The organism is Actinotalea sp. C106 (assembly GCF_023630195.1).
Lineage (GTDB): Bacteria > Actinomycetota > Actinomycetes > Actinomycetales > Cellulomonadaceae > Actinotalea.
Genome location: NZ_JALPKN010000248.1, coordinates 1 through 4,695, shown reverse-complemented (window position 1 = coordinate 4,695; position 4,695 = coordinate 1). Strand labels below are relative to the sequence as shown.

The window sequence follows — 4,695 nt, the reverse complement described above, 5'->3', positions numbered from 1 at the left end:
TGGTGTGCGTCCTCGTCGTGGCGAACAAGGTGGGCTCCCCCCAGCTCCTCGCCTGGCTCGCGGCGCCCGTCGCGCTCCTGCTGGCGGTCGCCCCGCGGCCGTCGCGCGCGGTCACGACCTGCGCGGGCCTCGCCCTGGGGGCCGCGGCGCTCACGCAGCTCGTCTTCCCGTGGGGCTACGCGGGTCTGCTCACCGGGGACGGGACGGTCACCGGGATCCTGGCGGTGCGGAACCTGCTGCTCGTGCTGCTCACCGGGTGGGCCGTGGCACTCCTGGTGCGCACGGCCCACCGTCCGCGAGGGCTCAGCCCAGCCGGGGCTTGACCTCGCGGGCCACCAGGTCGAGGTGGTCGAGGTCGCTCAGGTCCAGGACCTGCAGGTACAGGCGCTCGACGCCCATCTCGGCGAGGGCGCCGATCCGGTCCACGACCTCGCTCACCGTGCCGGCGACCCCGTGCTCGCGCAGCTCATCGGGCTCGCGACCGATCGCGGCCGCGCGGCGGGCCAGCTCGGCCTCGTCGGACCCGACGCACATGACCAGGGCCGCGGAGTAGACCAGCTCGTCGGCCGGGCGGCCCACGGCCTCGCACGCTGCCCGCACGCGGGAGAACCGCTCGGGGATGTCGGCGATCTCGGGGAAGGAGGTGTTGTACTCGGTCGCGTAGCGGGCGGCCAGGGCCGGGGTGCGGCGCGGTCCGTTGCCCCCGACGATCACCGGGACCCCTGCAGCACCGGGCAGCAGCGAGCTCTGCTGGACGGGCTTGGGCAGGGCCGGGGAGTCGGTCAGCGTGTAGTGGCTGCCGCTGAAGTCGTAGCGCTCCCCCACCGGGGTGCCCCACAGGCCCGTGATGACCTCGAGCTGCTCGGTCAGCAGACCGAAGCGCTTGTCCGGGAAGGGGATGCCGTAGGCAGCGTGCTCGGCGCCGTACCAGCCGGCGCCGAGCCCGAGCTCGACCCGCCCGCCGGACATCTCGTCGACCTGGGCGACCTGGATGGCGAGCACCCCGGGGTGCCGGAAGGTCGCCGAGGTGACCAGGGTGCCGAGGCGGACGGTCGAGGTCTCACGGGCGAGGCCCGCGAGGGTGGTCCAGGCGTCGGTGGGGCCGGGCAGCCCGTCCCCGTCGCCCATCACCAGGTAGTGGTCGGAGCGGAAGAACGCGTCGTACCCCAGGGTCTCGGTGGCCTGGGCCACGCGGAGGAGGTCGAGGTAGCTGGCGCCCTGCTGGGGCTCGGTGAAGATGCGCAGATCCATGGGCCCCAGCCTGCCAGGCTCCGGCCCCGCGCGCCCGCCTCGGCCTGACCCCTCAGGTGGTGGTCGCACCCACCGGCTCGACGCCCAGCTGGGCGAGCAGGTCGAGGACGCGACCGCGGATCTCGTCCCGGATGGGGCGGACCGAGTCGATGCCCTGCCCGGCCGGGTCGGCCAGGGCCCAGTCCTCGTAGCGCTTGCCGGGGAAGACCGGGCAGACGTCGCCGCAGCCCATGGTGATCACGGCGTCGGAGGCCTGGACCGCCTCGGTGGTGAGGACCTTGGGGCTCTCGGCCCGGATGTCGATGCCGACCTCGAGCATGGCCTCGACCGCGACGGGGTTGATCTGGTCGGCGGGCATCGAGCCGGCCGAGCGCACCTCGACCGCCCCGCCCGAGAGGTGCCGCAGGAACCCGGCGGCCATCTGCGAGCGACCCGCGTTGTGCACGCAGACGAAGAGCGCGCTGGGACGGCCGCCCGCCGTCGCGTCGCCGTCGGGCGTGGGGGTGGTCGGGTGGGTGGCGGTGCTCTCGGTCATGAGGTCTCCTCAGGTAGGTGCAGGTCGGGGAGCAGGTCGGCGAGGAGGGCGCGCACGCGGCGGTCGATCTCGTCGCGGATCGCGTGCACCCCCTCGGGGGAGGCGAGGGCCGGGTCACCCACGGCCCAGTCCTCGTAGCGGATGCCGGGCAGCACGGGGCAGGTGTCCCCGCACCCCATGGTGACCACGACGTCGGCCGCGCGGACCGCGTCGTAGGTCAGGGGCTTGGGGAACGGGGCCTCGACCTCCACGTCCGGTGAGCCGCCGACCCCGTCGAGGATCTGAGCGAGCACCGGCTGGACGGTCCCGTGCACCTCGGCCGCGGGGGCCGACCCCGCCGAGCGCACGACGACGGCGTCCCCGGCGTACCGCGCGAGCAGGGCAGCGGCGAGCTGGGAGCGTCCCGCGTTGGCCACGCAGACGAAGAGCACCTGGGGCCGCTCGCGCGAGGTGCTCGGGGACCCGGCGCGCGCGAGATCCTCGAGGCGCTGGCGCGCGAAGCGCTCGGCGAGCACCGGGACGTGCTGCGCGACCCTGGCGCTGCGGACCAGGGCCGCGTACGACTCGTGGACCGTCCGGGTGACGACGTCGGCCCCGAGCCCGTCGAAGCGCAGCACGAGGCGCTCGGTGATCCGCTCGAGCGCCCGCTCGTGCTGCAGGCCGTCGGAGCCGGCGGACGTCTCGGCCGTGACGGCGGCGCCGCGCTCGGCGGCCGCGGGGGCGAAGGAGTCCAGCAGGCTGCGGACGGCTGTCTGCGCCGCCGGGGTCACCCTGTAGTAGACCCAGCTGCCACGGCGCTCGGCGGCCAGGACCCCGACGTCCTTGAGCACCTTGAGGTGGTGCGAGACGGTGGGCTGGCTGACCTCGCCGACGGTGGCGAGGTCGCACACGCAGGCCTCGCCCTGCGGGCTCGCGCTGATCAGCGAGAGCATCCGCAGGCGCAGCGGGTCGGCGAGGGCCTTGAGGGTCGCGGCGACCTGCCGGGCGGGCTCGGCCCCCATCGCGTGGGCGGCGGCCGGGGCGCACGGCTCCTCGGACGGCACCCCCTCGGCGGTCGATGACGGGTCCTGGGGCGGTGCGGTGAGGCTCATGAGCGTCCCTCCGAGGTGCGGACGGCCCCCGAGGCCTGGGCGGCTGTCGGGTCGTGCTGGTACCAGCGCCGGGCGATGGCCAGGCTCACGTAGACCAGGCCGACCAGCACGGGCACCTCGATGAGCGGGCCGACGACCCCCGCGAGGGCCTCGCCCGAGGCCGCGCCGAAGGTGCCGATGGCCACGGCGATGGCGAGCTCGAAGTTGTTGCCGGCCGCGGTGAAGGCCAGCGTCGTCGAGCGGGCGTAGCCCAGTCGCAGCACCCGGCCCGCGAGGAAGCCCATCCCCCACATGACCGCGAAGTACACGAGCAGCGGCAGGGCGATGCGGACGACGTCGAAGGGGCGGGCGGCGATCTGGTCGCCCTGCAGGGCGAAGAGCAGCACGATCGTGAAGAGCAGGCCGTACAGGGCCCAGGGGGAGATCACCGGGACGAAGCGCTCCTCGTACCACTCGCGGCCCCGAGCACGCTCACCGATCCAGCGCGACGCGAACCCTGCGGCCAACGGGATGCCCAGGAAGATCAGCACGTTGACGGCGATCTGCCCGATGCTGACGTCCAGGCCGGCCGTGTCCAGGCCGAGCCAGCCGGGCAGCACGGTCAGGTAGAACCAGCCGAGGCCGGCGAACGCGAACACCTGGAAGGTCGAGTTGATGGCGACCAGCACGGCGGCGGCCTCGCGGTCCCCGCAGGCGAGGTCGTTCCAGATGACGACCATCGCGATGCAGCGGGCCAGGCCCACGATGATCAGGCCGGTGCGGAACTCGGGCAGGTCCGGCAGGAAGGTCCAGGCCAGCACGAACATCAGCGCGGGGCCGAGCACCCAGTTGAGCACGAGGGAGGAGAGGAGCAGCGGACGGTCGGCCGTGACGGCCCCGAGCCGGTCGTACCGGACCTTGGCGAGCACCGGGTACATCATCACGAGCAGCCCGACGGCGATGGGCAGCGAGATGCCGCCGACCTCCATGGCCTCGAGGACGTCACCGAGGGCCGGGACGAACCGGCCGAGCCCGAGCCCGAGGACCATCGCGACGCCGATCCACAGCGGCAGGCCCCGGTCGAGGGCGGAGAGCCGGGGGGCAGCGGTTTGCGCGGGTCCGCGGTCCGACGTGGTCAGCGGAGGTGGTGGGTTCGACACGTATCGATATTGACACTGATCGATGCCAGGACCAAGCCAGCCGCGTGAACTCTCGGTGAACTCACACCTGGCAGGTCGAGCACCAGTACAGCTTGCGGCCGGCCATCTCCTCGAGGACCACGGGCCGGCTGCACACCAGGCACGGCTCACCGGCCCGCCCGTAGACCGCGTGCCGCAGCCCGGGCTCGGTGAGCGCCAGCTCCCGCTGCTCCTCGTCGAGGTCGGCGCGCGTGACCATCACCCCGGTGCGCACGCCCTCTCCGAGCAGACCCACCCAGTCCTGCCAGAGCCCGCGGACGACCTCAGCCGGGAGGTCCCGTCCGGGGGTGTGCGGGTCGAGGCCCGCCCGGAAGAGCATCTCCGCCCGGTAGATGTTGCCGATGCCGCTCACCACCGTCTGGTCCATCAGCAGCCGGCCCACCGCGGTGCGCCGTCGACGCAGGTTCTCGACGACGACCTCCTCGGCGTCGGCCCCCGCCGAGACGAGCGGGTCGGGCCCCGCCTTCGCGACCACCGCCGCGACCTCCTCGGGGGTGAGCACCTCGCAGGCCGCGGGGCCGCGCAGGTCGGCCAGGGTGTGCTCGGTGAGCAGCCGGACGCGCACCTGGCCGACGGGCTCGGGCGGGAAGCCCGCGTCCGGTCCGGCACCCCGCCGCGGCAGCGCGGCCTCGGCCTCCCC

Annotated in this window: 5 protein-coding genes and 1 pseudogene; 1 reads left to right on the top strand and 5 read right to left on the bottom strand. The window is 74.1% G+C overall.

Features of this window, described 5'->3' with window-relative positions:
- Positions 1–323, top strand: a pseudogene (locus tag L0B03_RS14140) (hypothetical protein); the annotation flags it as partial.
- Here L0B03_RS14140 and L0B03_RS14135 read toward each other — a convergent pair.
- The 5 genes from L0B03_RS14135 to L0B03_RS14115 form a co-directional block, all read right to left on the bottom strand.
- The gene (locus L0B03_RS14135) at positions 304–1,251 is read right to left on the bottom strand and encodes an LLM class F420-dependent oxidoreductase (RefSeq protein ID WP_250446869.1); all 948 of its coding nucleotides are present in this window, start codon (positions 1,249–1,251) and stop codon (positions 304–306) included. The pseudogene L0B03_RS14140 and the gene L0B03_RS14135 overlap by 20 nt on opposite strands.
- 52 nt (positions 1,252–1,303) lie before the next feature.
- Positions 1,304–1,786: an arsenate reductase ArsC gene (locus tag L0B03_RS14130; protein WP_284501839.1), complete on the bottom strand. Its 483-nt coding sequence runs from the start codon at positions 1,784–1,786 to the stop codon at positions 1,304–1,306.
- Positions 1,783–2,877 carry a metalloregulator ArsR/SmtB family transcription factor gene (locus tag L0B03_RS14125; protein WP_250446867.1) on the bottom strand — a complete coding sequence of 365 codons (1,095 nt, stop codon included), beginning with the start codon at positions 2,875–2,877 and terminating at the stop codon, positions 1,783–1,785. The genes L0B03_RS14130 and L0B03_RS14125 overlap by 4 nt, the downstream gene beginning before the upstream one ends.
- Positions 2,874–4,016 (bottom strand): ACR3 family arsenite efflux transporter, encoded by a 1,143-nt coding sequence (gene arsB / locus L0B03_RS14120; RefSeq protein WP_374204962.1) that lies wholly within the window; start codon positions 4,014–4,016, stop codon positions 2,874–2,876. Before arsB ends, L0B03_RS14125 begins: the two co-directional genes overlap by 4 nt.
- A 61-nt stretch (positions 4,017–4,077) precedes the next feature.
- A partial coding sequence (locus L0B03_RS14115; RefSeq protein ID WP_284501838.1) for an Fpg/Nei family DNA glycosylase occupies positions 4,078–4,695 on the bottom strand: 618 nt, incomplete at its 5' end.